The sequence below is a fragment of the Candidatus Dactylopiibacterium carminicum genome, from assembly GCF_014736495.1.
Classification (GTDB): domain Bacteria; phylum Pseudomonadota; class Gammaproteobacteria; order Burkholderiales; family Rhodocyclaceae; genus Uliginosibacterium; species Uliginosibacterium carminicum.
In genome coordinates, this window is record NZ_MDUX01000026.1 from 15,948 (window position 1) to 39,507 (window position 23,560).

Annotated in this window: 21 protein-coding genes; 9 read left to right on the forward strand and 12 right to left on the reverse strand. The window is 65.5% G+C overall.

Annotated features, from left to right (window positions below; genetic code table 11):
- Positions 1-409 precede the first annotated feature (409 nt).
- Positions 410-703 carry a hypothetical protein gene (locus BGI27_RS18035; RefSeq protein WP_223871716.1) on the reverse strand — a complete coding sequence of 98 codons (294 nt, stop codon included), beginning with the start codon at positions 701-703 and terminating at the stop codon, positions 410-412.
- Between BGI27_RS18035 and BGI27_RS09385 the strand changes: the two genes are divergently transcribed.
- Positions 684-1,373, forward strand: coding sequence for a pectate lyase (locus tag BGI27_RS09385; RefSeq protein ID WP_223871717.1), 690 nt, complete (start codon positions 684-686; stop codon positions 1,371-1,373). The genes BGI27_RS18035 and BGI27_RS09385 overlap by 20 nt on opposite strands.
- 160 nt (positions 1,374-1,533) lie before the next feature.
- Here BGI27_RS09385 and BGI27_RS09390 read toward each other — a convergent pair whose 3' ends face one another.
- From BGI27_RS09390 to BGI27_RS09400, 3 genes are all read right to left on the reverse strand, one after another.
- Entirely contained in the window at positions 1,534-2,109 is a 576-nt protein-coding gene (locus tag BGI27_RS09390) for a hypothetical protein (protein ID WP_095524611.1), read from the reverse strand.
- Positions 2,110-2,280: 171 nt separating this feature from the next.
- Positions 2,281-3,396 (reverse strand): methyltransferase, encoded by a 1,116-nt coding sequence (locus BGI27_RS09395; RefSeq protein WP_095524612.1) that lies wholly within the window; start codon positions 3,394-3,396, stop codon positions 2,281-2,283.
- Positions 3,393-5,006 carry an NAD(P)/FAD-dependent oxidoreductase gene (locus BGI27_RS09400; RefSeq protein ID WP_095524613.1) on the reverse strand — a complete coding sequence of 538 codons (1,614 nt, stop codon included), beginning with the start codon at positions 5,004-5,006 and terminating at the stop codon, positions 3,393-3,395. The genes BGI27_RS09395 and BGI27_RS09400 overlap by 4 nt, the downstream gene beginning before the upstream one ends.
- A gap of 228 nt (positions 5,007-5,234) precedes the next feature.
- Between BGI27_RS09400 and BGI27_RS18040 the strand changes: the two genes are divergently transcribed.
- The 3 genes from BGI27_RS18040 to BGI27_RS09410 all read left to right on the forward strand — a co-directional run bounded on the left by BGI27_RS18040 (position 5,235) and on the right by BGI27_RS09410 (position 7,011).
- Positions 5,235-5,687 carry a hypothetical protein gene (locus BGI27_RS18040; protein ID WP_223871718.1) on the forward strand — a complete coding sequence of 151 codons (453 nt, stop codon included), beginning with the start codon at positions 5,235-5,237 and terminating at the stop codon, positions 5,685-5,687.
- A 10-nt stretch (positions 5,688-5,697) separates the two neighbouring features.
- Positions 5,698-5,952 (forward strand): FxDxF family PEP-CTERM protein, encoded by a 255-nt coding sequence (locus BGI27_RS18045; protein ID WP_223871719.1) that lies wholly within the window; start codon positions 5,698-5,700, stop codon positions 5,950-5,952.
- A gap of 303 nt (positions 5,953-6,255) precedes the next feature.
- Positions 6,256-7,011, forward strand: a complete 756-nt coding sequence (locus BGI27_RS09410; RefSeq protein ID WP_095524616.1) for a sulfite exporter TauE/SafE family protein — start codon at positions 6,256-6,258, stop codon at positions 7,009-7,011.
- Between the two features lie 35 nt (positions 7,012-7,046).
- Here BGI27_RS09410 and BGI27_RS09415 read toward each other — a convergent pair whose 3' ends face one another.
- The 6 genes from BGI27_RS09415 to tsaE all read right to left on the reverse strand — a co-directional run bounded on the left by BGI27_RS09415 (position 7,047) and on the right by tsaE (position 13,105).
- Positions 7,047-8,024: a hypothetical protein gene (locus BGI27_RS09415; RefSeq protein ID WP_095524617.1), complete on the reverse strand. Its 978-nt coding sequence runs from the start codon at positions 8,022-8,024 to the stop codon at positions 7,047-7,049.
- A 24-nt stretch (positions 8,025-8,048) separates the two neighbouring features.
- Positions 8,049-8,618, reverse strand: a complete 570-nt coding sequence (locus tag BGI27_RS09420) for a LemA family protein (RefSeq protein ID WP_095524618.1) — start codon at positions 8,616-8,618, stop codon at positions 8,049-8,051.
- Positions 8,619-8,701: 83 nt separating this feature from the next.
- Positions 8,702-9,403: a fumarylacetoacetate hydrolase family protein gene (locus BGI27_RS09425; RefSeq protein WP_095524619.1), complete on the reverse strand. Its 702-nt coding sequence runs from the start codon at positions 9,401-9,403 to the stop codon at positions 8,702-8,704.
- A gap of 81 nt (positions 9,404-9,484) precedes the next feature.
- Complete coding sequence (locus tag BGI27_RS09430) at positions 9,485-10,984, reverse strand: M48 family metallopeptidase (protein WP_095524620.1); 1,500 nt, start codon at positions 10,982-10,984, stop codon at positions 9,485-9,487.
- A gap of 328 nt (positions 10,985-11,312) precedes the next feature.
- Positions 11,313-12,653, reverse strand: a complete 1,341-nt coding sequence (locus BGI27_RS09435; protein ID WP_095524621.1) for an N-acetylmuramoyl-L-alanine amidase — start codon at positions 12,651-12,653, stop codon at positions 11,313-11,315.
- A complete protein-coding gene (gene tsaE, locus BGI27_RS09440; RefSeq protein WP_095524622.1) occupies positions 12,626-13,105 on the reverse strand; it encodes a tRNA (adenosine(37)-N6)-threonylcarbamoyltransferase complex ATPase subunit type 1 TsaE in 480 nt (159 codons plus the stop codon). Before tsaE ends, BGI27_RS09435 begins: the two co-directional genes overlap by 28 nt.
- Here tsaE and queG point away from each other — a divergent pair.
- Positions 13,094-14,185, forward strand: a complete 1,092-nt coding sequence (queG, locus tag BGI27_RS09445; RefSeq protein ID WP_095524623.1) for a tRNA epoxyqueuosine(34) reductase QueG — start codon at positions 13,094-13,096, stop codon at positions 14,183-14,185. The genes tsaE and queG overlap by 12 nt on opposite strands.
- On the opposite strand, the gene BGI27_RS09450 is transcribed toward queG, so the two are convergent.
- Both BGI27_RS09450 and BGI27_RS09455 read right to left on the reverse strand, forming a co-directional pair.
- On the reverse strand, positions 14,172-14,867 hold the full coding sequence (locus tag BGI27_RS09450; RefSeq protein ID WP_095524624.1) for a helix-turn-helix transcriptional regulator: 696 nt from the start codon (positions 14,865-14,867) through the stop codon (positions 14,172-14,174). The two genes, queG and BGI27_RS09450, sit on opposite strands and share 14 nt — an antisense overlap.
- Before the next feature lie 360 nt (positions 14,868-15,227).
- Entirely contained in the window at positions 15,228-15,596 is a 369-nt protein-coding gene (locus BGI27_RS09455) for a VOC family protein (protein WP_095524625.1), read from the reverse strand.
- A gap of 214 nt (positions 15,597-15,810) precedes the next feature.
- Between BGI27_RS09455 and BGI27_RS09460 the strand changes: the two genes are divergently transcribed.
- The 4 genes from BGI27_RS09460 to BGI27_RS09475 are packed head-to-tail and all read left to right on the forward strand — an operon-like array spanning position 15,811 to position 23,422.
- Positions 15,811-17,508, forward strand: coding sequence for a PglL family O-oligosaccharyltransferase (locus BGI27_RS09460; protein ID WP_095524626.1), 1,698 nt, complete (start codon positions 15,811-15,813; stop codon positions 17,506-17,508).
- 1 nt (position 17,509) lies between these two features.
- Positions 17,510-18,610: a glycosyltransferase gene (locus tag BGI27_RS09465; RefSeq protein ID WP_170942992.1), complete on the forward strand. Its 1,101-nt coding sequence runs from the start codon at positions 17,510-17,512 to the stop codon at positions 18,608-18,610.
- A complete protein-coding gene (locus BGI27_RS09470) occupies positions 18,607-21,213 on the forward strand; it encodes a glycosyltransferase (RefSeq protein ID WP_095524628.1) in 2,607 nt (868 codons plus the stop codon). Before BGI27_RS09465 ends, BGI27_RS09470 begins: the two co-directional genes overlap by 4 nt.
- Positions 21,206-23,422, forward strand: a complete 2,217-nt coding sequence (locus BGI27_RS09475; protein WP_095524629.1) for a glycosyltransferase — start codon at positions 21,206-21,208, stop codon at positions 23,420-23,422. The genes BGI27_RS09470 and BGI27_RS09475 overlap by 8 nt, the downstream gene beginning before the upstream one ends.
- Positions 23,423-23,560 lie beyond the last annotated feature (138 nt).

Genomic DNA, 23,560 nt, shown 5'->3' on the forward strand with positions numbered 1-23,560 from the left:
TGTGCGCCTCATGTTTTGTGCTGCGAGCCGGTCCGAATGCAAATGCTTGGCAATTCTGTGTTCCTGAAATCCCTTTGTCATTGATCTGAAATCTTTCGATCACAGTGCGCTCGCGACGCGCCGATTGTCCTTTTTTGTTGGGGGTAAACCCTTGTGTAAATCCGATCCATCTGTCTTATAGGGACGAAAAGGCGGCGGCTTGACCGTCTTCCGCCAATCGGGAGAATCCGCCCGCGCTGAATCGCGGCTTTCCAGGCCGCCAGCCCTCTGTGCCGGGACAGCCAAGGTTCCGCTCGGAGTGACCAATCATATGGCAGAGGAGAAGACAGATGCGCAGCAAAATCGTGATGGGCCTCCTGGCCCTGGCGATGTCGGCAGGCGTACATGCAGCGACCGACTATCCCAGTGGCTATACCAAGTGTGTCAAGGAAGGTGAGACTTGCAGCATGAGCGGAACCCGCTCGGTGGCTTTCGGCAAGTCAGGTACGTTTGTGTATGCGACGCTGACGGGCTCGTTTACATGCCAGGCCTCGTTGTTCCCGTCGAACTCGATCAGTGGTACCCGCTGGTGCTCGTATTCGGGTTCGAGCACCAGCAGCAGTGCTTCCTCCAGCAGTTCCAGCAGCCAATCGTCCTCTTCGTCGAGCAGCAGCTCGTCCTCCGGTTCGGGCAGCAGCAAGTGTGTGGCTGGGGCCAGTTTCACCAATGAGACCGTGGATTGCGGCGGCAAGACGGTGGGCCTGTCCTGCAAGGGGGACGATGAAGGCCAGCCTGCGGTGTTCACCCTGAACAACGCCACCGTGAAGAACATGCGCATCGCAGCCAACGGCGGATCGGATGGCATCCACTGCGTGGGCGGCAATTGCGTGCTGGAAAACGTGGTCTGGGAAGACATCTGCGAGGATGCAGCCTCAATCCCGTCGGTCAAGTACACCGACGTGACGATGCACATCAAGGGTGGTTCGGCCTATAACAGTGCCAGCAGTGGTGTCGGCGGCAAACCGGACAAGATCTTCCAGAACAACGGCGTGCGCGCCACGGTGAAGGTCACCAACGGTTTCACCGCCTTGGGCGAACACGGCAAGCTGTCGCGCTCCTGCGGTGACTGCACCAGCAATAGCGGGCCTCGCTACTTCGTGATCGACGGGGCGAAGATCGACGCCAAGATCGGTTCCATCTTGGGTGTGAACCGCAACTATGGCGACAAGGCGACCATCCGCAACCTGCAGATCAAGGGCTACAAGTCTGGCTCGCCGACGGTCTGCGAAGAGTGGAAGGGCATCCAGAAAGGATCGGGCTCTACCGAGAAATACGGTGAGTTCTGGAATACCCAGTACTGTGATGTGAGCAAGAGCGACGTCACGTCCTTCTGATCCGTCGTCCTGACAGCAAAAAGCCCGGCTCAATGAGCCGGGCTTTTTTTGCCGCCGGGCGGCCCACCCCCTCGGGGGCCGCGACCCCACACAGCGGGAGTGCAGGGGCCTTGCGTTGCCAGATCAGCGGTCCACCCTGCGGGCGGGCGCTGGCCCTGCCTTACTCCTGCTCGATGGTGATTGCTTCGATCTTTACCTCGGCGCCGGACTCGGTGCGGATTTGCACGAAGGAGGTGGCATCCCCCAGGCTACCAGTGAATACATTGTCTCCGGCCTTGAGTTCGCCCACGCCGACGCGTACGAGTTGCGAACCGCGACCCAGCGGGCTGTCCGCTTGGCGGGAGGTGCTGTTGTTCACATAGATGTAGAAGCTGTCCTTGCCGGCTGTCTTGGTGGTGGCTTCCGCGATGCGCACGGTGATTTTGTAGGGTTTGGAGAAATCCAGCACCCCGGCAGGTCGGCCACTGCCCGTACTCTCGGGGATCTTGCCATCAGCGCCTGGCACGGCCCCGATGGTGAAGCGCGCGCCGGGCAGCACGAGTGCGCCATCGGCAATGGCCGGCTTGCCGCCGGTCACGGTCAGCAGTGGTTTGGAGGCCTCTTCGGGTAGCGCCTTGAAAGCCGCAGAGAACGGGTCACCGTTCTTGAACTCCAGCTTCAGCGGTTCGGCCGCATGGGCCAGGCCGGCCACGGACATGGCCAGTGCAGTGCTCAGGGCGAGTTTGCGCAGATTCATCGAATCAGGGCGAGTTTGCGCAGATTCATCGAATGTCTCCTGTACTTGTTGAAAAAAGGCGATCTTGAAGCCAGCTCCTCCTGCATGAGTGCGCTCATGTCAAGTAAAACGGAAGTAGCTTTGTAGGATGCTGCCTGACAAGGACAGGAGCCAGCGGCTGGAGTTCCCGGATCAGCGGCAGGCGAGACGCCACAGCGAGGTGATTTCTGCCATGCGCGCAGCGTGCAGCGGATCGCTGGCATCCTGGACGCGCCGATGACGGGGGCGGATGCTGTGTCGCTCCAGCACCCGCAGGCCGGCGTCGCTGAAATGCTGCTGGAGTTCTCCGAGCGTGCGCAAGCCGAGATGCTCGGCCAGATCCGAGAGGATCAGCCAGCCCTCTCCATCGTTTTCCAGATGCGCCGGCAGGCCTTGCAGGAAACCGCGCAGCATGCGGCTTTCCGGATCGTATACGGCAGTTTCCACGCTGCTACCGGGTTGTGCCGGCAGCCAGGGCGGATTGCATACGATCAGCCCGGCCCTGCCAGCAGGAAAGAGATCCGTCTGTTGCAGCTCGACACGTGCATCCAGACCGAGCCGGCTGATATTGCTTGCTGCGCAGGCCAGCGCACGTGGCGCCAGATCGGTGGCGACCACCTTTTGAATGCCACGCCGGGCGAGCAGGGCCGCGATCACGCCAGTGCCGGTGCCGATATCGAAAGCGAGGCGGGCAGCGGGCAGTGGCGCCTGGGCCACGAGATCGAGATATTCACCGCGTACTGGCGAGAACACTCCGTAGTGCGGGTGGATCTGTGCGCCCAGTGCAGGCACGAAGACGCTTTTCTTGCGCCATTCATGCGCGCTGATCGCGCCCAGCAGTTCACGCAGGCTGACGATATAGGGCTCGCTGGCTTCGCCCCAGGCTTCCAGCCCCGCTTGTGCGAAATCCTGCGCACGGCGCAACGGGATCACATGGCCGGGGGCGACCTCGATCAGCAGGCGCCCCAATGTCTGTGCCCGCCTTGCTTGAGCCGCGCGATGCAGATTGAAGGCTTCTAGTGGCGTCTTCGCTTGTTTGCGGGGTTGGTGATCGGCACGGCGTGTCATGGCTTGCAGCAGGTTGCGCGCGTTCTGCCAGTCGCCTCGCCAGAGCAGGCCCGTGCCTTCGCTGGCGAGCTGCCAGGTGGTGCTGGCGCGCAGACTGTCGTCGGCAAGCTGTATGGCCTGCGCGGGGGGCTGCCCGGATTCGCTGAGCCAGCGTGCGCTGCGTGCCGCGCCGTGTTCTTCCCAATGGATCAGATCGTTCACCGGGATGATTCCGCCATGTTGAGTGCTACGGCTTCGGCCAGCTCGATGCCGTCGACGGCTGCCGACATGATGCCGCCGGCGTAGCCTGCACCTTCACCACCCGGATAGAGGCCGCGCGTGTTGAGGCTTTGATAGTCCGGCCCGCGCCTGATGCGGATCGGCGAGGAGGTGCGTGTTTCCACTCCGGTGAGCACGGCGTCCGGCAGATCGTAGCCACGGATCTGCTTGGCCATCTGAGGAATGGCTTCACGCATCGCCTTGATGACGTAGTCGGGCAGGGCGGTGGAAAGATCGGTCGGTGTCACCCCGGGCTTGTAGCTGGGTTCGACGGAGCCAAGGCGGGTCGAGGCTCGCCGGGCCAGGAAATCGCCGACACGCTGTGCCGGTGCGAAATAGTTGCGCCCGCCCAGCTCGAAGGCGCGGGATTCCCAGTGACGCTGGAAATCGATGCCGGCGAGCGGGTTGTCCGCCGTGGCGCCGAAATCCTCTGGATTGACGTTGACCACCAGGCCGGCATTGGCATTGCGTTCGTTGCGTGAGTACTGGCTCATGCCGTTGGTGACCACACGGCCCTCCTCGGAAGTGGCCGCCACCACGGTGCCACCCGGGCACATGCAGAAGGAATAGACAGCACGGCCATTCTTTGCGTGATAGACGAGCTTGTAGTCTGCCGCACCCAGCAATTCGTGGCCGGCAAAGGGGCCGTAGCGGCATTCATCGATCAGGCTCTGTGGGTGCTCGATGCGGAAGCCGATGGCGAAGGGTTTGGGTTCGACATAGATGCCGAGCGTGTGTACGAGCTGGAAGGTGTCGCGCGCGCTGTGGCCGACTGCGAGGATCACGTGGCGCGTGGCGATGGTTTCCTCCCCGACCTTGATGCCGACCACCTGGCCGTTGTCGATCAGGATGTCGTCCACCTTGCTCTGGAAGCGGATCTCGCCGCCCAGCGCGATGATTTCGGCACGCATCTTCTCCACCATGCCGACCAGCCGGAAGGTGCCGATGTGTGGCCGGTTGATCCACAAGATTTCCTCGGGAGCCCCCGCCTTGACGAATTCTTCCAGCACCTTGCGCGTGAGGAAGCGTGGATCCTTGATCTGGCTGAAGAGCTTGCCGTCGGAGAATGTGCCTGCGCCGCCCTCGCCGAACTGCACATTGGATTCCGGATTCAGCATCTGCTTGCGCCAAAGCCCCCAGGTATCCTGCGTGCGTTCGCGCACGGCCTTGCCGCGTTCCAGCACGATGGGGCGGAAGCCCATCTGCGCCAGCACCAGTGCGGCCAGTATCCCGCAGGGGCCGAAACCGACCACCACCGGCCGCTCGGCAAGCCCAAGCCGCGCGCGGGCGACAAGGCGATAGGCCATGTCCGGGCTGGGGCCGATGTGTGCCTGCCCCTGGCAGCGTGCAAGCAGCGAGGCCTCATCGCGTACCTCCACATCCACCGAGTAGATGAACTGGATCGCACTTTTGCGACGCGCATCCGGGCTGCGCTTGAAGACCGTGTAGCGCAGCAGTTCATCTCCGGCAATGCCGAGGCGTGCCAGGATTGCGGCATGCAGGGTTTCTTCGGGATGGTCGAGGGGGAGCTTGAGTTCGGTGAGGCGGAGCATGGCTGGGTGGCTACGGAGCAAGGCCGGCATTTTAGGGGAGTTTGCCGCTCAGGCACGGAATCCGGAGCTGGATCTGGGCCGTCTTTCCGTGCAGATGCATATCCACGCGGCCGTTCTGTGAAATTTATGGATTGATCAAAAAAATTATCGATTCAGTGCGAACTATTCCGCAGCGATTTTGACGGCATCTGAATAGACTGCGCTCACCCTGACAGTTGGAGCGAAATCATGTTCTTGAAGAAAGCAGCGCTCGCCTTGGTTTTCTTGGTCGGTTCGGTTGTCGCCCAGGCTAGCCAACTTACCCTTGCTGGCACCTGGAGCGATACGACGCTCACCGGTACCCAGAACTCCGTTGGAGTCACGAGCCTTACGGCGCCGTATTCCGGCGACAACCTGTTTGTCAGCCTGACCTTCACGGTGGCGGCCGGTAGCCAGCTGAGCGCCAACGATTTCGTCTCGTTGTGGTTTGACAGTGGCTCGAGCAATGCCGACCACACCAATGTGCCGAACTTCGGTATCAAATCCGATCTTTCCGGCAGCAACGATATCTTTGCCCGCCTCAGTGGTGTTGCCGGATCTGCGGTTTCCGGCAGCGACATCACTTCGGCCAGCAGCAGCAGCGACTACACCCTTCACCCTGGTAGCCCAGCTCTCCAAGACCGGCGGCAGCACCACCTATAACAGCCTGACCGTGTCCTTCTACGACGCAGCCAACAACCTGGTCGGCAGCACGACGGCCACGGGGAATTCCGGCTTGTCCTCGATCAGCACCCTGGGCCTGCGTTCGGCCAATCTGGATGCGGGTGATTCCGTGACCGTCAGCGGCCTGAAGCTGGGTACCACGCTGGCTGCCGTTAGCCCTGTGCCCGAAGCTTCCACCTACGCCATGATGCTTGCTGGTCTGGCCATGATGGGTTTCATCGCACGCCGCCGTATCCGCGACTGATACCTCTTCTGTTCCGCTCCGGAAGCCCCGCATGCTGTTGCTGCGGGGCTTTTTCTTTGTGGCCACCAGAACTGCCGGCATTCAACGGCAAGCGCTTCGCTGGTTGCTGGTTGCAACGCTCGCGCCACCCTGTCGATGCTTTGCGCGTCGGGTTTTCTGAGCCGTCCGGCCATCAGTTCGGGTCCATGCACTGGCTGCACGAAGCAAAATGCCAAGCTTGGCGGTTGTTTGTAACCCTGTGCCGGCTTAGGCCCGCATGGCGCTGGGAAAGCACACCTTCAAGCCAGCCCGGAGGATGTCATCGTGTCATCAGAACTGATCCTTGCCCTGTTGGCTGGCGCGATTGCCGGGGGCTTCATCAATGGACTCGCCGGGTTTGGTACGGCACTGCTGTCGCTCGGCATCTGGCTCCAGGTAATGCCTGCGAGTCAGGCAGTAGCCATCGCGGCAGTCATGTCTGTCGTGAGCGGTGTTCAGAGCCTGTGGCTGATTCGGCGTGATCTGGAGCGAGGAGTCCGGAATCTACCCCGCTTCCTGCTGCCTGCACTTGTCGGCATTCCGCTTGGGACGATGGTGCTGAGCCTTGTCAGCACGACGGTGCTGAAGCTCGCGATCGCGGGGCTCATGTTGCTCTACGGCGCTTTCTTCGCCTTGCGTCGGGCACTCCCGACAATCGAGCGTCCGATACCGGCAATGGATGCGTTCGTCGGTTTTCTGGGAGGCGTACTCGGGGGCGCCGCTTCGCTTTCCGGCGCATTTCCGATGATGTGGTGTGCGATGCAGCCCTGGAGCAAGCTCGAAATCAGTGCCGTGCTGCGCCCCTACAACGTGACGATCCTGGCGTTCGCGGTCGCCCTCTTTGCCTGGCGTGGGCACTATTCGCAGGAGACCCTCCTGTTGATCGCAATTGCTTTGCCGGCGACGCTGATCTCTTCACAGCTGGGCATGGCGGTCTTCCGGCGCCTGTCTGATGAGCAGTTCCGCAGGTTGCTCGTCTGGTTCCTGTTTTTCTCGGGCATTTTGCTGGCTCTGCGCGAGATCGTCTGGTCGGATACGTAGGTGCATGCCATGCCCCTGCGATGGCTCGTCTGTGCTTACCAGCTGGCGCCACCGGTATAAAGCCAGCCGGTGAACACCATCAGGATGAGGAAAATGATGCACCAGCCAGCTGCCTGCCCCTTCAGGCGCTTCACGAAACGGGCCGGTGGATGGTCCGCGATGAAGAAGGGGCGGCCGTCTCTGGGCGCACACAGGTGATGCTCGTCGGGCTGGCTGCTGGAGGCTGCACGCTCCCGATGGGTTTCGCGTAATGCTGCTGCTCGGGCCAGTTCCCATTCCTGCAGATCCAGCTCTCCGTTGCCGTCCAGATCGAAGCGCTGCGTATGGCCGCTGGCCTTCCATTCCGCCAACCGGTCGCGGACTTCCACACGTAGCGGCGGGCGATCCACGCCGGGGTTGCGGCTGCTGAAGTGACCGACGGCATGAATGGGGGTGCCGGGGATCAGCAACCACTGAGTCGTGCGCTTGTCGCCGTCGACGACCTCGTCGCAGAGCAGGGCCTCCACACGGGCGCCTTCCGGATCGATGCGGCAACGCTGTCCATCCACATCCTCCAGATAGAACGGCGCATCGCTGCATTCCTCGTGCTCCGTCTGCCAGTTGTTGCCGTCGTCCTTTTTCTCGTGTTTGACGCGATACCACAGGCAGGGGAGGTAATGCAGCGGTGAGCGTAGCGGCAGCTCTTCCGGTGGCACTCGGCCAATGCCACTGATGGCCGCGAAGCCCTGAGGCGTGGCTGCGATGGGGGCATGCGGGGTATCGGCGATCAGGCGATAGCGGCGATAGGCACGCACCCACAGCAACAGCACGCCAATGGCTGCCATCAGGCTGAACAGCCAGGGCGGTGGCGTCCGATCTCCGAATACTTGAACCAGCGTGATGCCCGAGATGCATGCCAGTGCGAAGAGCATGAGCGGCAGACGCAAGCGTGGCAGACGCAAGCGTGGCAGACGGCCGAGCAGTGCGAGCAGGAGCCAGTGCCCGTCGGCGAAGGTACGGATGGAAAAACGCATGAGGGAGGCGGGCGGGCGTCTCTTTCAGGCCTGGAACAGCTTGCGCATGTCCACGTCGCGTTTTTCGCTGTTGGCGAATTTCAGCAGAGGTTGCTCGTCGAAGCCGAATCCTCGCGCGATGAAGTTGTCCGGAAACTGCTCGACGCGCACGTTGTTGAGGTTTACGGCCTCGTTGTAAAGCTCGCGGCGGTCGGCAATGGCATTTTCCAGACCGGTGATGCGGCCCTGCAACTGCATGAAGTGCTCACTCGTGCGCAGTTCGGGGTAGGCCTCGGCCACGGCGAACAAGCGCCCCAGCCCGGCGCGCAGGGCATCCTCGGCTTCACCGAGTGCACCGATGTCATGTTGCTCGCGGGCGCTGGCCACGCCGGCCCGCGCGGCGATCACGCGTTCCAGTGTCGCTTGTTCGAACTGTTGATGCTGGCGGCAGACCTCGACGAGCTTGGGCAGCTCGTCGTGGCGTTGCTTGAGCAGTACGTCGATGTTCGCCCAAGCACGTGCCACGCCATGTTTGAGCGTGACCAGGCCGTTGTAGAGCATGACGATGTAGCAAGCGATGGCCAGCGCGATGGCGCCGAGAATCCAGAGCGTCATGGGCGTGTCTCCTTTCCGGTTCGGGCAGATGTTCGAGATGGCGTGAGCGGTAGGGCGTGTGCGCCAGCCGATCCTAACTGCTTTCAGACGATGTCGATGTACAAGGTTTCCAGACCGTCGATTCGGCCTTCCAGGCGGTCGCCGGCCTTCACCGGGCCAACGCCGGCCGGCGTGCCGGTGAGAATCAGGTCGCCGGCTGCCAGCGTGAAATAGCGCGAGAGGTAGGCGATGATGTTCGGTACGTCCCAGATCATCTGGGCGAGATCGGCTTTCTGGCGGATCTCGTCATTGACGCGCAGTTCGAGGTTGCCGGAGGACGGATGTCCGACCGTGCTGGCCGGGTGGATGGCGGCGCAGGGGCAGGAGTTGTCGAAGCCCTTGGCCACATCCCAGGGCGATCCCTTGGCCGAGAGTGCACGTTGCAGATCGCGGCGGGTCATGTCCAGCGCTACGGCATAGCCGAAGACGTGGGTCAGGGCGGTTTCGGGCGGGATGTCCTGGCCGCCTGAGTGCAGGCCCACGGCCAGCTCCAGTTCATAGTGCAAATCGCTGGTGGCTTGCGCGTAGGGGATGCGGCTGTGGTTGGCGGCCACGGCGTCGCGCGGCTTGCTGAAGAACACCGGCGGCTGGCGTTCGTCATTGCCCATCTCGCGGATGTGGTCGAGGTAGTTCCGGCCTACGCAGTAGACGCGGCGCACCGGAAAGCGGGCGTCACTGCCCGCGACCGGCAGACTGATGACGGCGGGCGCAGGGAATACGAGTTCGGCAGGGAAGGGCTGGCTCATCGGGATCTCCGGCTAGGCAAAATGGCGATTATGCCCGGCTGGCCCGCATTGCACTGCATGCCATGCCCGGGGAAGAGTCGCCTAGGCGGCGTGTCTGCGAGCCAGGCGATCCCAGTAGTAGCCAGCCCGTTCGCTATCACCGCGCGCTTCGTAGAAGTGCGCCGCTTCGATGGTGGCGTTTTCGATCAACTGCGCATCGCGATCCATGGCCAGTTCAAGGTAGCGGATCGCCGTCTCGTCATTCCGGGCTTGCAGCAGGCGGGCCGCCTGGAATGCCGCCCGGGCGCTGCCGTGAGGGTGGTCGGCGGCACGGCAGAGCAAGGGGGCGGCTTCGGCCTGCCGGCCCACAGTGATGAGCGCCTGGGCATAGTGCTCCAGTTCGTCAGGGCCGAGCAGGCTGTGATCACGCTCGTCCAGGCGGCGGGTGATTTCGTGCGCACTGCTGACTTCATGGAAGCGTGCGCGCCAGGCCAGTTCATTGTCCGCCAGCCATTGTTGGTCAAACCTGCGCTGCAGTGCGGGCAGATGTTCGCCGAACAAGGCTTGTGCCGCGCTGTGCGTGGCATCCAGCGGCAACTCGGGTGGGCAGTCCAGCGCCAGCAGACGGTCTTGCAAGCAGGGTGCTTCGGCCTCCAGATCGGTCTGCGTGCGCAGGGCTTCTTCCAGCCAGATCTGGGCTTCGGCGCGCGTGAGTCCGGCGTGCAGCGCAGTCCGCATGGACCCATGCGGCAGATAGGCTGGCGCAGGCTGCTGATCCGCGCGTGCCCACAGCTCCTTCCAGAAGCGCTGGCTGATGAAGCGACTGCGGACATGGTCGGCGATCAGGGCGTCGGCAACGGTCTGGGCGCCCACGATCTCGGTGGCTGCCCGGTCTGCGGCCAGGGCCAGCTGGCAAACGATCGGCAGGCCGGCTGAAGCGAAGCGTGGCACGTAAGCCCGCAGGAAGTACGCGTAGGGTAGATCCAGCAATGTTTTGCGTTGCGCGTACTGTGCGTGCAATGCCAGCCAGTGGCTGCGCAGGCGGTGGATCCAGACCGCGAACGCGTCTTCGGTATTGGCCAGGCGTGCATGCTCGTGAGCGAGCAGGGCGGCGAACTCCTTGCGCGAGAGCACCTGCATCAATGGCAGGCCGGCGCTCAGCTCCGCCCGTCCGAGGCCTGGGATGCCGAAACGCGGCAACTGATGGATGGACAGCGTGAGGCTGTCGTCGAGCAAGATGTTTGCGAACGCCGGCGTTTTCAGCCGGATCTGGATCTTGTCGATCATGGCGAACAGCTTGGGTGCCTGTGTGGCCGTGAGAGGCTGGCCCTGCCCAGGGGGAACCGCACGGGTCAGCAGTCTTGCCAGCAAGGCCAACGCCACGCCTGCGGGGGTCAGCAACATCAGGGCAGGAAGTGCGCCGCCATCAAGCAGGTATCCACTACCCCAGGAGGAGCCGACCAGTACGCACAGCACCAGTCCCAGCGGATAGACGTACCCCAGCAAGGCCAGCAGCGCCAGATGCAGGCGGTAGCGCTCCGGGGTGCGTTCGGCATCTTGTTCGAATTTTTCGAGTACGGCTTTGTGTGGCCTGAAATTCATGGTGGCTTCGGTCCTGTGACAGCAGCAGACGCCGCAAGCGCTATGCCAGTCCCTTCCCGCGATGGAAAGCCGCGCGCCAAGCCGGGTTGGCGCGAAACCGGCACGCAGCAGGTGACGCGACCTGCCAGTGCAGTGACGATGTGCGTCACTCCGGAGGTGCTGACCGGGATTCCGGTGTTCGTGCTGTGGGGCTGTCAGAGGGCAGGAAGCCTGGCAGGCTTCATGAAACCAGGGCGACCCTGGAGCGGGGCGGGTTAAGTGCCTACCCATCCCGCATGAGGATGGTCGGCCGCCGACGGAGGCGGTGCAGGTGGCCTCGTGGTAAGCGTCAGTTCAGCGCGATCACGCGGCCGCTCGAGAGCGGTGGATTCTTCGCGAAGTACAGCTTAATGCCGCGCAGCAAGGCTTCGGCCATTTCCTTCTGGAAGGCCGGATTGTTGAGACGTTTTTCTTCTTCCGGATTGGAAATGAAGGCGGTCTCGACCAGCAGCGAGGGAATGTCCGGCGCCTTCAGCACGGCGAAGCCGGCTTGTTCCACCTGTGTCTTGTGCAACTGGTTGATGTTGCCCAGCTCGCCGAGCACTGCCTGCGCGACCTTCAGGCTGTCGTTGAGGGTGGCGGTCTGCGAGAGATCGAGCAGGGTGCGCGCGAGATGGTTGTCTTTGACGTTGATGTTTACGCCGCCGATCAGGTCGGCTGCGTTTTCCTTTTGCGCCAGCAGGCGCGCGGCGGTACTGGTGGCGCCGCGCTCCGAGAGTACGAATACCGAGCTGCCTCGGGCCGAGGGACGCGTGAAGGCGTCGGCATGGATGGAGACAAAGAGGTCTGCCTGTACGCGGCGCGCCTTATCCACCCGCTGGGCCAGCGGGACGAAGAAATCCGCATCGCGCGTGAGCATCGCGCGCATGCCGGGTTCGGCATCGATGCGTGCCTTGAGCAGCTTGCCGATGGCCAGCGTGATGTTCTTCTCGTAGGTGCCACGTGGGCCGACCGCGCCGGGATCCTCGCCGCCGTGGCCAGGATCGATGGCGATGGTGATGAGACGTAGCGGGGTGGATTTGTCTCCACGCCCGGTCTTGCGGTTGGCCGGGTCGGCCTGGGCCGTGACTGTCTGGGTCTGGCCGCGTTCCTTCGCCAGGCGTGCCAGTTCATCCTCGCCGGATGCGCCCCGGGCGGCTTCCTCGGGGCTGCGTTTTTCGATCAAGGCCAGCAGCGGGTCGCGTTCCTCGGTGGGGTAGAGGTCCAGCACCAGGCGGTGGCCGTAATCACCGGCCGGTGGCAGCGAAAACACCTGGGGTTTGATCTCGCTCTTCAGTTCCACCACGATACGGATAATGCCCGGGCGGTTGCGGCCGGCGCGGATGAGCTTGATGTAGGGGTCCGACTCCGAGATCTTGCCCGGAATGCTCTGCAGTACGCTGTTGAATTCGACGCCTTCGAGGTCGACGACGAGGCGTTCCGGATCCTTCACGATCTGGTGGCTGTATTTCAGGTCGGCCGCGCCTTCGAGGGTGATCCGGGTATAGTCCTGCGCGGGCCATACGCGCACCGCAAGGATGCGCGTGGCAGCCTGGACCAGGCCTACCGGCGTGACCAGCAGACACATGACCGCGCCACCGGCCTGCAGCAGACGGCGGCGGTTCAGATCGGGCCGATGCTGCTCAGACATGCCTGCCCCCGTGGGCTGCGAGCCTCGATGCTGACGCTGCGGCCTTCACCTGCCACGGCGAGCCGCACCAGCAGGTCCGGCTGCGGCACATGCGGTGCAGCTTTGTCCGCCCATTCCACAAGGCAGACGGCCGGTGTGCCGAAATACTCTTCAAGGCCGGATTCGAGAAACTCATCTGGATGCGCGAACCGATAGAAATCAAAGTGATACAGCGACATTCTAGAAACTGCATAAACTTCGAGCAAGGTGTAGGTCGGGCTTTTTACGCTGCCCTGGTGCCCCAGCGCGCGCAGCAGACCGCGGGTGAGGGTGGTTTTGCCCGCGCCAAGGTCGCCTTCCAGCCAGATCACCAGCCCCGGCTGCAGGGCTGCGGCCAACGCCGCACCGCAGGCCTCGGTGGCGGCCTCGTTGCACAGATGGCTGGTGAGCGCTGAAGTTTCATGAGCGGGCATTCGACGGATTCTCTCGATACGCAGGAACTGGTCCGGCAGATCCGCGCCTGGGGCGGGGAACTGGGGCTGGGCGCCGTGGCGATCGCCGGCATCGAACTGCCGGGCGCTGAGGCGGGGCTGGCGGATTGGCTGACGGCCGGATTTCACGGCGACATGGATTATATGGCCCGCCATGGCATGAAGCGCGCCCGGCCGGCGGAACTCGTGCCCGGCACGCTCAGCGTGGTCTGCGCGCGTCTGGATTACTGGCCGGAGCCGGACATGACGGCTGCGCGTGCCGATTTCTCCCGCCCCGAGCGCGCCGTGGTGTCGCGCTACGCCTGGGGCCGCGATTACCACAAGGTGCTGCGTGCGCGGCTGCAGAAGCTGGCGGACCGCATCGCCGACGCCGTCGGCCCTCTCGGCCATCGTGTGTTCGTCGATTCCGCGCCGGTGATGGAAGGTGCGCTGGGGGCCGGTGCCGGTCTGGGCTGGCGCGGCAAGCACACCCTGCTGCTCAGCCGCGAGGCAGGCTCCACCTTCTTTCTGGGCGAGATCTACGTCGACCTCGCGTTGCCGCCGGATGCGCCGCAGATCGATCATTGCGGCCGCTGCAGCGCCTGTATCGAAGCCTGCCCCACGCGTGCCATCGTCGCGCCCTACCGGCTCGATGCCCGCCGCTGCATCTCTTATCTCACCATCGAGCACGCCGGTGCGATTCCCGAGGCGTTCCGCGCAGCCATCGGCAACCGTGTATATGGCTGCGACGACTGCCAGACGGTCTGCCCCTGGAATCGCTTCGCACGCCCCACGCGCGAGCTGGACTTCGCCGTGCGCAACGGGCTGGACCGCGCCACGCTGGTCGAACTCTTCGCCTGGAGTGAGGAAGATTTCAACGCGCGTCTGGCCGGTTCGCCGATCTACCGTATCGGTCACGAGCGCTGGCTACGCAATCTTGCCACCGGCCTGGGCAATGCGCCCACCACGCCAGCGGTGCTCGCCGCGCTGCGCAGCCGGGCCGACCACCCCTCGGCACTGGTGCGCGAGCATGTGGCCTGGGCGCTGGCGCAACATGCGGGCAAAGACCTCAATCCCGCGTGATGCGGATGCTTTCGCGGCGCTCGAGCTGATCGAAGAAGTCGTCCAGACGGCGGCCCGGCTGGTCGGGGAAGGATTCGTCGCCGACATCCAGCGTCAGCATACGGTCCAGACGGAAGTGGCGGAAATCGTCACGTAACTGGCACCAGCCGATCAGCGTCCAGGCCGCGCCCCAGAAGAACAGGCCCAGGGGCCAGACGCTGCGTTGGCTGCGCGCCCCGGCGGCGTCGCTGTAATCCAGATGAACGATGTGCCGCGCACGGATCGCTTCGCGCAGCGGGCCGAGCCAGGCCGGCGCGGTATTGGCTGGTGGCACGAAGATCCGTGCGAGCCGCGCTTCACGTTTGCGTGCCTCGGGCAAGGCGTTGTGGATCTTGGCCAGGGCACCGCTGGCCGCGCGTGCGAGGTCGGCATCCGCCCACGCCTGCACCATGCGCGTGCCGATCAGCAAGGCTTCGAGTTCCTCCGCGTCGAACATCAGCGGCGGCACATCCATGCGGTAGCGCAAACGGTAACCCACGCCCGCCTCGCCTTCGATCGGCACACCGGAGAGGCTGAGATCGCGGATGTCGCGGTACAGCGTGCGCAGCGAGACCTGCAACTGCTCAGCCAGCCAGGCACCGGTGGCGCAATGACGACTGCGCAGCAGTTCGACGAGGCGGAAAAGGCGGTCTGCACGGCGCATGTGGCGGTTCGGGGGCGGCGGGGGAGCGGTTGGCAGGGGGGGGCTGGATTATGGGCCAGGAACCGTTGCTTTCGGGGGGACGCGAACGGGGCCCGCATTGGCGTCATTCCGGCATTCGCCGGAATGACGGCGGTTTTCTACTTCCCCGTCTCCAGAATTCCTTGGCCGGAAAGGCGCCCGTTCATGCTTCGATCCCTCAGCACGAACGGGGTTGTGGCGGTGGGTGCGCTGGGAATCAAAAGCGGCGGATTGCGTGTTGGCGTCATCCCGACATACGCCGGAATCCAGAGCGAGTCCGTCCCCTGAATTCCGGCTCTGAGCCTGCCAAGGGGGCTGAATGACGGCACCCCATCGGGATGATCAGTGCATCGAGTGCAGCCCGAGCAAGTTGCCCTCGGTGTCGGCGAAGATCGCGAAATAGCCGATTTCGGCGTGGATCAGGGTTTTGGGCACGATCACCTTGCCGCCCGCCGGGACCACACGCTCGAGAATCGTTGCCAGATCGTCACCGCCATTCAGATAGACACGCACGCCGTCCGCATGCGGGCGGGCCTCGTCCATCTTGACCAGGCAGCCGCCTACACCGGGTTCCACATAGGGCAGCATGGCCATGGGCATGCCGGGGAAATCGTTGTTGCGCTGCAATTCGGTGGCATAGAGGCGGCCATAGAAGACGCTGGCGCGTTCCAGGTCGGCCACGGGGATTTCGAACCAGTTGACTGCGTTCATGCGTCGGACTCCTTGCGTGAAGAATGGTGAGGAAACGGGGCGGCTCCACCAGAGGGGCGGACCGGTCAGCGATTGACGGGTGCAAGGATGCGCGGGGGGTGCTGACAGCATGGTGTCAGCAGGGATGCCGGGTGCGCCGTGGGCGGGCGCGCCAGCGTAGAATCCCGCAGCTTGAAAGCCGGCCGCGGGGGACGTGGCCTCATTCGGGGGAGACATGGGTTCGCGAGTTGCTGGCGCCGGAGTGGCGCTGTTGGGACTGGGCCTGGCCGGGGCGACATTGATCAATGTGCATCAGGCTCCGCAGACGGTGTTCTATGCGGAATTCGCCGCGGCACTGGGTGTGGTGCTGGCCTTCATGGCAGCCATGCTGGCACGCCCCGAGGGGCTGGAGCTGCGCCTCGGCGTGGCGCCCTGGCTGGCGCTGCTGCTCGGGCTGGCCTGTCTGGCCTGGGGCCTGGGCAGCCGTGGGCTTGGCTATCCGGCCTATCTGAGCTTCTTCGTGCTGGCCTATCTGCTGGGGGCGCAGTTGCGCGGCGAATCCTGGATGCTGACGGTGGCACTGGGCCTGTTCGGCTGTGCGCTGCTGCAGTCGCTGGCCGGTCTGGCGCAGTTGCTGGGCTGGGATCTTGGCGGGCTGGTGATGCAGAAGATTTACCGGCAGGCCTTCGGCAATGTCGGCCAGGCCAATCATTACGCCAATCTGCTGTTCCTCGGTCTGGCTTCGCTGGCCTGGTTGCATGCGCGGCGTCTGGTCGGCTGGTTCTTCCTGTTGCTGCTCGCGGCCTGGCTGGCGCTGGCCGCTGCTGCGTCGGCCTCGCGCGGTGCCTGGCTGTATACCGCCGCGTTTCTGGTGCTGGGGCTGGTGAGCCTGCGCGGCGACGAGGGCGCGCGCCGGCTGGGGCGTGCGTTGCTGCTCGCTGCGTTGTGTTCGGTGGTGGCACAGCTGCTGGTGACTTACGGCGATCTGCTCGATGTCTTCGGTGTGACCACGGCCATCGAGCGCGCGGGGGATGCCGGCTCCAACGGGCAGCGTCTCTACAACTGGCTGGCCGCGTGGCAATCGATCCAGGCGCACCCCTGGCTGGGGACCGGACCGGGCAGCTTCTATCAGGCCTCCATCGAGGCGATGTTCCATACCCCGCCCGCGGCATTCCCGAAATTCGCCGAGCATGCGCACAACCTGCCGCTGCAACTGGCGGCCGAATTTGGCCTGCCACTGGCAGTCCTGCTGATCCTGGGGCTGTTGTGGTGGTACGTGCACCAACTGTTCCGCGCCCGCGAGGCCGAATCCCTGTGGGCACTGGCCTGCGTGGCGGTGATCGGCCTGCACAGTCTGGTCGAATACCCGCTGTGGTATGTGTATTTCATCGTGCCGCTGGGGCTGGCGATGGGTGTGGCCGACGCGACGGATCGCGCGCTGCCGGTGCTGCATCTGCCACGCTGGCCGGGTTTTCTGCTCGGTCTGGTGGCTCTGCTGGGCTGCCTGTGGGCACTGCACGACTGGCATGCGGTACGCCAGGCCAATCGCCTGCTGACCGTGGCGGAGGACAGCGCCTCGCGCGTGAAGGCAGCGAAGCTGCTGGATCGTGTGCTGCCATGGTCGGTGCTGGCCGCACACGCCGAAGGGCTGCGCTTGCAGGCCTGGGCCCCCGAGGATGGTGGCGCGGCAGCCCAGGCGGCACGTTGTGATGCCTTCTGGCAGCGCAAACCCTCGTGGTTCATGATGCAGCGCTGTGCCCAGGCCTACGCGCTGACAGGGCAGGCCGCTTCACTGGAGCGCATCGCCGTGGCCTTCTGCGATGGCTTCCGCTTCCATCGCCCGGCCGTGCTGGCCTGGGGCGAGGAGCACGATGCCGCGGCCACCGGCTTGCGTCTGGCGGGCCTGGCCTGCTTCCCGCCGAAGGGGCGTTGAGATGCGCATTCTGGTGGTGACGCCGCTGGTGTACGGCGGCGGCGCGGAGCAGGTCGCGGCGGTGCTGTCGCGCGAATGGGCGCGGGAGCATGAAGTGCGCGTGCTGGCCTTCAATGCCGAGGGGCCACAACTGGATTTCGGCGTGCCCGTCGAAGACATGCAGTTGCCGGCACGCAAAGGGCTGTTCGCACGTGCAAGCGTCGCCCGGCAGCGTGTGCGCCGCCTGACCGGGGTGGCGGGCGAATTCCGGCCTGACGTGGTGATGGCCTTCATGGACGAGGCCGGCATGGTGTGCTGCCTCGCCGGGCTGCGCGGCGGCTGGCTGAAACGGCTGGTGGTCAGCGTGCATCACAATCCGCGCTGGCTTTCGGCGGGGCGCCGGCTGGCGCTGACGCTGCTCTACCGCCTGCCGGCGCGCGTGGTGGCCGTGTCGCGCGGCGTGGCGGGCGAGCTGATGCTAGGCATGGGCCTTTCCTTGCGCACCTTGCGCCACATCCCCAACCCGTTGGCTACCGCAGAGGCGCCGGATGCGGCGAGCCTCGCGCAGGCCGAGGCACTGGCGCCGGGCTTCATCCTTTTCGTGGGGCGGCTGGATCGGCATACCAAGGGGCTCGATACCTTGCTGGAGGCCTATGCCGGATTGCCGGCGGGGCGCCCCGCACTGGTGATCGTCGGCGACGGGCCGGACCGCACCTGGCTAGCCGGGGAGATCGCGCAGCAGGCATTGGAAAACGTGCATTGCCTGGGCTGGCAGCGCGATCCGGCGCCGTTCTACGCGCGTGCCGGCGTGCTGGTGATGAGTTCGCGTTACGAGGGCTGGTCCAACGTGCTGATGGAAGCCATCGGCGCCGGTTGCCCGGTGGCTGCCACGCATTGTCCGTATGGCCCGGCGGAAATTCTCGGCGAAGAGTTTGCAGACTGGCTGGTCGAGGTGAATGATGCCCCGGCGCTGGCGGAGGGTATTCAGGCCCGGCTGGCGCTGCAGGGCGAAGCGCGTGCGGCAGTGAGCGAACGTCTGCGTGCGCGGGCCGCGCGTTTTGCCGCACCCGAGGTGGCGCAGACCTGGATCGCGCTGGCGCATGAGCTGGGGGCGCCCGCGTGAGTCTGCGCGCTTCGGCGGCCTACATCGCGGTGCGTATCGCAGCCGGCGTGCTGGCCATGCTTACGCTGGCGCTGGTGGTGCGCGGGCTGGGGCCGGAAGGTTATGGCCAGCTCACGCTGGGGTTGGCCGTGGCTGCCGCGATCTGTCTGGTGCTGTTCAATCCCTTGAATGCCAGCCTGGCGCGTTTCCATGGTGAGACGCGGCACCGGCCGGCCCTGGTCGGGCTGCTGCGCGGGCTGCTGCTCGGCCTGGGCCTCGCGCTCGCGCTGCTTGCCTGGGGGCTGGAGGCGAGCGGCCTGGTGCGTCTGTCGGGGCAGGTGCTGTTTGCTGCGGCCTGCCTGGCGCTGGCGCAGGGGATGTTCGATTTCTCCGGCCAATATCTGGCGGCCTTGCAGCGCAGCCGTCGTTATTCCTGGCAATTTCTTGGCAAGGCCGTGCTGAACCTGTTGCTCTGCGTGCTGGTGCTGCAGACCGGCGGCGGTGCGCCCTGGGTGCTGGCAGCGATGGCGGCTGCTTTCGCGGTGGCCGCGCTGGCGGCTGGCGAAGTGTGGCGTCCGGGCCTGCGGGCAACGCCGGCCGAACCGGCCTTGCGTGGCGACCTGCTGCGTTTCGGCGGCCCCTTGCTGCTGACTTCCTTGCTTGCCTATCTGGCCTACTGGGGCGATCGCTTCCTGCTCGAACGCCTGCTGCCACTGGCCGAACTGGGGAGCTACAGCGCCGTGATGGATCTGGCCACGCAGACGCTGGGCCTGATGTTCGCCGGGCTGGCCACGGCCTGGTATCCGCGCCTGGTGCTGGCCTGGGGGCAGGAGGATGCAGTCGAGGCGCAGCGTCTCTACACGCGCCATGGTGCGTTGGTACTGGCTTTGATGCTGCCGGCCGGACTCGGCTTCGCGCTGCTGCTGCCGGAGCTGCTGCCCCGCTTGTATGGGGCCGATTTCGCCACCGTGCCGGCGGCGCTGTGTCATACGGTGGCTGCCCTGGCGGTGCTGGCCGGCGTCAAGATGTATTACCTGGATCAGCCCCTGCTGCTGGGCAAACGGGTCTGGTGGCACGCGGCCAGCATTGCCCTGGCTGCGGGGCTGGGCCTGCTGCTGGCCTGGTGGCTGGTGCCCGTGCTGGGCAGCGCGGGAGCCGCGCTGGGCTTGCTGCTGGGGCAGGGAGCCGGTGCCGGCGTGAGCCTGTGGGGTGCGCGTGGTCTGCCGCGCCCGAGCCTGCCGGCAAGCCTGCTCTGGCCGCCGCTGCTGTCCGCCGCCGCGATGGGGGCGCTGTTGTGCCTGTTGCCGGCGGTGGCCGGTTGGGGCGGGCTGCTGCTGAAGATCATCCTGGCTGCGGGGCTGTATGGCCTGCTGATGCTGGCGCTGGATTTCGATGGCGCGCGCGCACGGCTCTTCGGTGGTGGCAGCTTGCCACGGCAGGCCAGTGGGCGGCGCATCGTGCTCTTCGCCAATACCGACTGGTTTCTCTACAATTTCAAGCGCTCGCTGGCCGAGGCGTTGCGCGTGCGTGGCGATGAGGTGATCCTGCTCTCGCCGCCCGGGGAATACGGCCCGCGCCTGCAGGCGCTGGGCTTTCACTGGCAGGCGCTGCCGGTCTCGCGCAGCGGCGTGAATCCGCTGGCCGAGCTGGCCGTGATCTGGCGGCTGTGCTGGCTGTATCGCCAATGGCGGCCGGATCTGGTGCACCACTTCACCATCAAGTGCGTGATCTACGGTTCGCTGGCCGCGCGGCTGGGCGGCGTGCGCGCCGTCGTCAATTCGGTGACCGGGCTGGGTTTCGCGTTGCTGGCCGATTCCCCCAAGGCCCGCCTGATCCGGCCGGTGGTGCTGGCCTTGTACCGCGTGGCCTTGCGTGGCAGTGAGGTGATCTTCCAGAACCCGGACAACCGCGACACGCTGGCCGCGCATGGCGTGCTGGCGAAAAGCCGGGTCTGGGTGATCGCGGGCGATGGTATCGATACGGAGGTGTTCCGGCCGGCGAAGGGGGCGTGTGGTACGCATGGCGTACCCTACGGGGCTGACGCCGCTGAAATGGCAAGCCCTCTGGTGGTCTTGATGTGCGCCCGCCTGCTGCACTCCAAGGGGGTGGCCGGATTCGTCGAGGCGGCCCGGCGGGTGCGTGCGCAATTGCCGGAGGTGCGTTTCCTGCTGGCCGGTGCGCCCGATCCAGGCAACCCGGAAAGCGTGTCTGAGACCGAGCTGGCGGCCTGGCGTGCGTCAGGCGAGGTGGAGTTTCTTGGCCAGCGTAGCGATATGCTGGCGTTGAATCAGTCGGCGAGCGTGGTGGTGCTGGCCAGCACGCAAGGCGAGGGCATTCCGCGCGCACTGCTGGAGGGGGCTGCCTGTGCCGTGCCGATGGTGGCGACCGATGTGCCGGGTTGCCGTGAGGTGGTGCTGGAGGGCAAAACCGGCTTGCGGGTGCCGCCGGGTGACGCTGGGGCTTTGGCGCAGGCGCTGCTGCGACTGCTGTGCGATGCGCGCTTGCGCGCGCGCATGGGGCAGGCTGCGCGTGCTCATGTGCTGACGCACTTTGCCGACGGCGTGGTGATCGCGCAGACCCGTGCGGCGTACGCCCGGGCGCTGGGAGAGCACACCGATGAATGAGTGGGGCGGCGGGCTGTGGCTTGCCTTGTTGCTGGCATTTGTCGTGAGCGCGCTGGCCTGCCGGGTTCTGGCACGGCATGCGGCGCGGCTGCGGCTGGTCGACCTGCCGGATGCGCGCAAGCAGCACGGCGCACCGATTCCGCTGGTGGGCGGGCTGGCGGTGCTGGCGGGCTTCGTCGTTGCGGTGGCTGTGGCCGGCGAGTTGGCGCTGCTGGGCACGGTGGTCGGGCCGGCCTTGCTGATGCTGGCGGTCGGGCTGGTCGACGATGCGCAGGAGCTCGGCGCCGGCACCAAGCTGATGTGCCAGCTTGTCGCTGCGGGCTGGCTGGTGTGGGCCAGCGGCGCGGCCCTGCATTCGCTGCCGCTGCCTTTTTTGAGCGGTCATCTGGTACTGGACTGGCTGGCTGCACCCCTGACCGTGCTGATGATCGTGGCGCTGCTCAATGCGATCAACATGATCGACGGGCTGGATGGGCTGGCCGGGGGCTGTCTGCTGATCGCCACGGCGGCGCTGGGTGCGGCGGCGGCACTTTCCGCACGGCTGGATCTGGCCCTTCTGGCTGCGCTGCTGGCTGCCGCGCTGGCGGGTTTCCTGCTGTGGAACGCGCGTTGGCCCTGGCAGGCGCGGGCGCGCGTCTTTCTCGGCGATGCCGGTGCGCTGGCCGTGGGTATGATCCTGTGCTGGATGATCCTGCGCCTGTCTCTGAGCTGGCGGGGCGCGGACGTGATCCGCGTGCCGCTCACCGTGGCGCTGGCGCCCTTGGCCGTGCCGGTGATCGATCTGTTCGTGGTGGCTTTCTGGCGTGCGGCCGAGGGGCGTAATCCGATGCAGGCGGATCGCGGTCATTCGCATCACCTGCTGCTGGAGATGGGCCTGAGCACGGCAGGGGCGGTGCGTCTGTTGTGGCTGGCCGCCGCCGCGATTGCCGCCGCGACCTTCGTGGCCTGGCGTGCCGGTGTGCAGGAAGGCCGCCTGCTGGGCGTGCTGCTGGCCGCTTCGCTGGCGTATCTGGTGTGGTTCCGGTTGAGCTGGTTGCGGGTGCGCCGCCAGCGCCGGGGCGATCCGGCCACGCGCGTGCTGTTCGTGAGCACGGGATTGGGCGTGGGCGGGGCCGAGCGGGCGCTGGAGCAGTTGCTGCCGCGCCTGGCGGCACAGGGATTGAGCGTGGCCGTGGTGTCGCTGCGCGAGCCGCAGCCCGTGGGGGCCCGCCTGCGCGCGCTGGGTATCGCGGTGCATGAGCTGGGCATGGCGCCGTCGCAGCCGTCGCCTGCCGGCCTGTGGCGGCTGTGGCGCGTGGTGCGCGATTTCCGGCCGGATCTGATCCAGGGCTGGATGTATCACGGCAATGTCGCCGCGCATCTGGCGCGGCTGGCTACACCTCGGGCGCGGGTCTTGCCGGGCATTCATCAGACCCTGGCGCGGCTGGAGCTGGAAAGCCTCGCCACGCGTGCGGTGATCCGCCTGGATGCATGGTTTTCGTCGCTGGCAGCACGGGTGCTGTACGTGGCCGAGACGGCACGTATCGATCATGAAGCGGCCGGTTACGCCCGGCGCGGCGTGGTGCTGCCGAATGGCGTCGATGCCGCCCGCTTCCGGCCGGATGCCGAGGCGCGGCAGCAACTGAGGGCCACGCTGGGTATCGATGGATCGGTCTTTCTTGTGGCGCTGGTCGGTCGTTTCCATCCGGCCAAGAATCACGCCGGCTTCCTGCGTGCGGCAGCCATCGTGGCGGGCGAGGCCGGCAAGGTGCATTTCCTGCTGGCGGGAAGCGGCATCAGTGCAGACAACCCGGAGCTGGCCCCGCTGCTGCAGGATGAACGCCTGCGCGGGCGCTTGCATGTGCTGGGGCCGCGTGAGGATGTGCCGCGGCTTTTCGCGGCGAGTGACCTCTTCGTGCTCTCCTCAATCCAGGAGGCCCTGCCGAACGTGGTGATGGAGGCCATGAGCTGTGGCCTGCCGGGGGTGGTGACCGATGTCGGCGACGCTGCACGGATGATCGGCGACAGCGGCTGGTGCGTGGCACCCGGTGACGATGAGGCGCTGGCCGATGCGATCCTGCTGGCGTACGGGGAGGATGCGGCGGCCTTTGCCGCGCGTGGCCGGGCCGCACGTGGCCGTGTGCTCGCACAGTTCGATGCGGACGCCGTGGCAGCCCGATATGTGGCGCTGTATTGCGGGTTGCTTACAGGGCGCGTGCAAGCTTCCTGAAATAGGCTGCGTACTAGGGAGTGCCGTGCCCGGCGCGTTGCCGACCGTGTGCGCATGGGGCCTGGAGCGGCGCGGCAGCCTGGATGGCGGCGGCGGCGGAGGTTGGGCGGGATATTGCTGTCACATGCGTGTCACATT

Bases quoted from the DNA above. Each gene is read 5' to 3' on its own strand.
- BGI27_RS18040 (WP_223871718.1), top strand. From the start codon at position 5,235: ATGTTCTTGAAGAAAGCAGCGCTCGCCTTGGTTTTCTTGGTCGGTTCG.
- BGI27_RS09390 (WP_095524611.1), bottom strand. From the start codon at position 2,109: ATGAATCTGCGCAAACTCGCCCTGAGCACTGCACTGGCCATGTCCGTG.
- BGI27_RS09425 (WP_095524619.1), bottom strand. From the start codon at position 9,403: ATGAGCCAGCCCTTCCCTGCCGAACTCGTATTCCCTGCGCCCGCCGTC.
- BGI27_RS09460 (WP_095524626.1), top strand. From the start codon at position 15,811: ATGGGTTCGCGAGTTGCTGGCGCCGGAGTGGCGCTGTTGGGACTGGGC.
- BGI27_RS09455 (WP_095524625.1), bottom strand. From the start codon at position 15,596: ATGAACGCAGTCAACTGGTTCGAAATCCCCGTGGCCGACCTGGAACGC.
- BGI27_RS09435 (WP_095524621.1), bottom strand. From the start codon at position 12,653: ATGTCTGAGCAGCATCGGCCCGATCTGAACCGCCGCCGTCTGCTGCAG.
- tsaE (WP_095524622.1), bottom strand. From the start codon at position 13,105: ATGCCCGCTCATGAAACTTCAGCGCTCACCAGCCATCTGTGCAACGAG.
- BGI27_RS09430 (WP_095524620.1), bottom strand. From the start codon at position 10,984: ATGAATTTCAGGCCACACAAAGCCGTACTCGAAAAATTCGAACAAGAT.
- BGI27_RS09450 (WP_095524624.1), bottom strand. From the start codon at position 14,867: ATGCGCCGTGCAGACCGCCTTTTCCGCCTCGTCGAACTGCTGCGCAGT.
- queG (WP_095524623.1), top strand. From the start codon at position 13,094: ATGAGCGGGCATTCGACGGATTCTCTCGATACGCAGGAACTGGTCCGG.
- BGI27_RS09415 (WP_095524617.1), bottom strand. From the start codon at position 8,024: ATGCGTTTTTCCATCCGTACCTTCGCCGACGGGCACTGGCTCCTGCTC.
- BGI27_RS09420 (WP_095524618.1), bottom strand. From the start codon at position 8,618: ATGACGCTCTGGATTCTCGGCGCCATCGCGCTGGCCATCGCTTGCTAC.
- BGI27_RS09400 (WP_095524613.1), bottom strand. From the start codon at position 5,006: ATGCTCCGCCTCACCGAACTCAAGCTCCCCCTCGACCATCCCGAAGAA.
- BGI27_RS09465 (WP_170942992.1), top strand. From the start codon at position 17,510: ATGCGCATTCTGGTGGTGACGCCGCTGGTGTACGGCGGCGGCGCGGAG.
- BGI27_RS09475 (WP_095524629.1), top strand. From the start codon at position 21,206: ATGAATGAGTGGGGCGGCGGGCTGTGGCTTGCCTTGTTGCTGGCATTT.